Source organism: Bilifractor sp. LCP19S3_H10 (assembly GCF_052119185.1).
Lineage (GTDB): Bacteria > Bacillota > Clostridia > Lachnospirales > Lachnospiraceae > Bilifractor.
In genome coordinates this window covers 1-1,703 of sequence record NZ_JBQKFT010000049.1, presented here as the reverse complement: position 1 = coordinate 1,703, position 1,703 = coordinate 1, and the positions used below count along the sequence as shown (strand labels likewise).

The 1,703-nt window shown below is 61.5% G+C and carries 4 protein-coding genes; all 4 read right to left on the bottom strand.

Going from position 1 to position 1,703, the window contains the following annotated elements; translation table 11 throughout:
• Window positions 1–15: 15 nt before the first annotated feature.
• Window positions 16–504: a hypothetical protein gene (locus ACTQZS_RS15310; protein ID WP_441031747.1), complete on the bottom strand. Its 489-nt coding sequence runs from the start codon at window positions 502–504 to the stop codon at window positions 16–18.
• Window positions 501–881: a hypothetical protein gene (locus tag ACTQZS_RS15305; RefSeq protein ID WP_441031745.1), complete on the bottom strand. Its 381-nt coding sequence runs from the start codon at window positions 879–881 to the stop codon at window positions 501–503. Before ACTQZS_RS15305 ends, ACTQZS_RS15310 begins: the two co-directional genes overlap by 4 nt.
• Window positions 878–1,360 carry a pentapeptide repeat-containing protein gene (locus tag ACTQZS_RS15300; RefSeq protein ID WP_441052911.1) on the bottom strand — a complete coding sequence of 161 codons (483 nt, stop codon included), beginning with the start codon at window positions 1,358–1,360 and terminating at the stop codon, window positions 878–880. The genes ACTQZS_RS15305 and ACTQZS_RS15300 overlap by 4 nt, the downstream gene beginning before the upstream one ends.
• Window positions 1,357–1,703, bottom strand: a 347-nt coding sequence (locus tag ACTQZS_RS15295) for a hypothetical protein (protein WP_441476587.1), incomplete at its 5' end; no start/stop codon positions are given. The genes ACTQZS_RS15295 and ACTQZS_RS15300, both read right to left, overlap by 4 nt.

Sequence of the window (1,703 nt, the reverse complement as noted above, 5' to 3'; positions counted from 1 at the left end):
GTTTGGGTGTGATGGTCATGATTGATCCTTTGCGAGGTTGTAGATGTGCCCGGCTGGGCGGGGTACGAGCTGCGCAGCGCCGCGCTGCTCGAGGATCGTGATGGGCGACTGTAGTCGGGCGTAGACGCGCCACCCACGGTCGCCGTGGTGGTGGGCAAGGTCCTTGAATGCTTCGGCGGCTTCGTATGTGGATTTGGGGATGGTTACCCGGCTGCGTTCTGGTTGACCACCCCGGGTGCGGGGCAACCACAGCTCGGCGCGGTACGCGGGCATGAGGTCGCCGTCCGGGGCGATGGGGCCATCTACTGGCTCCCATGGGGTCACTTGGCGGGACATGAGCGCCGTGAGCCGATCGGACGGTCCGCCTACGATGTCGGCGTAGATTTCGCGGGCTTCCTGCTCGTCTGTGTACCAATGCCAGTACTCCGGCGACTGCCACTGGAGGTTCCCGTCCTGGTCGACACCAAGCGCCGTCGTGGCTCGATACTCGGTGTAGATAGTCACTCGATTTCCTCCCAGTCGCTCACCCAGCGGCGGACTCGGGTGCCGGGCGGGAAGGCGACTTTCTCAATGCCCTCGAAATAGACTCGACTACGCCCGTCGGCGGTGTATTCCTCCGGGTCGGCCACCACGGGCGTGCCGTCCGGGGTCCAAGCACGGGGCAGATCGAAACGGGGGGTTACTGCTGTTGCGGGCACGCCTTCTAGCAATTCGCCGTCTACGGGGTCAAGCAGCACCACCAGTGTCTGCTTGTATTGCTCGGAGTAATAGGCACTAACCACGATCCAGGCTTCTATGGATAAGTCGCACCACATACCCCGGCATTGTTCGAGCTCTTCGGATGTCATGTCCGCAAGCGTGCGGGGTTGTTTGTCGGTCATTGGTTGTTCTCCTTGTCTGTCCACTTTTCGGCGAGTGTGGGGATAATGTCTTCGTGGTCTTGCATGTGGAGGTCGCATAGGGTAAGCGCGGCTTCGATGTAGGGTCGGCGGCGGGTGATTTCGTCGCCTTCGGCTTCTGGCCAGCCTTGGTCCTTTGCGATGAGGTCGCGTAGTTGGTCGGGGGTGCCGTTCCAGCAGCCGAGGGTTATTCGCCAGCCTTCGGGGGTGGGGGTGAGGTGGAGGGTGCCGCTGGGTAGGTGGTTGATTTCTAGTCCGCCCCATCTAGCGTAGTGCAGGTTAGCGCCGTACAGGTCAGCGCCGTACAGGTTAGCGCCGCTCAGGTCAGCGCCGTACAGGTCAGCGCCGCGCAGGTCAGCGCCGCGCAGGTCAGCGTAGTGCAGGTCAGCGCCGCGCAGGTCCGGGAGCTTATTGTCCTCTCGTGCGCTTTTCACAATGTCAAGCACTTCTTCACGATTCATTTCTGGTTCCTCTCCTGGTGGTGAGCAGTAGCAAGTAGGGCGAGGGCGATGGTCTTTACCGAGCTGGGAGTGATGTCTATTTGTTCTATTTCCCGTGGGCCGTAGAAGGTCCCGCCGTATTCGGTGCTCGTGACGATGACCTCTTCGACCTTGCGCTGTGGTCGGTACGGCGGGAGTGTGATGGTGATGGTGCGGGCGATTTCGTCGGCGTGGTGAATGGCTTGGGCGTGGGTGCGGAAGTTGGTGGCGGTGCCGTCTGGTTCGTGGACGGTCCAGCGGCCGAAGCCTCCTCGGCGGATTGTGGGTCTCATGAGAAATCTTTCAGGGTTATCCAGGATGTGAG

Bases quoted from the DNA above. Each gene is read 5' to 3' on its own strand.
- ACTQZS_RS15305 (WP_441031745.1), bottom strand. From the start codon at position 881: ATGACCGACAAACAACCCCGCACGCTTGCGGACATGACATCCGAAGAG.
- ACTQZS_RS15300 (WP_441052911.1), bottom strand. From the start codon at position 1,360: ATGAATCGTGAAGAAGTGCTTGACATTGTGAAAAGCGCACGAGAGGAC.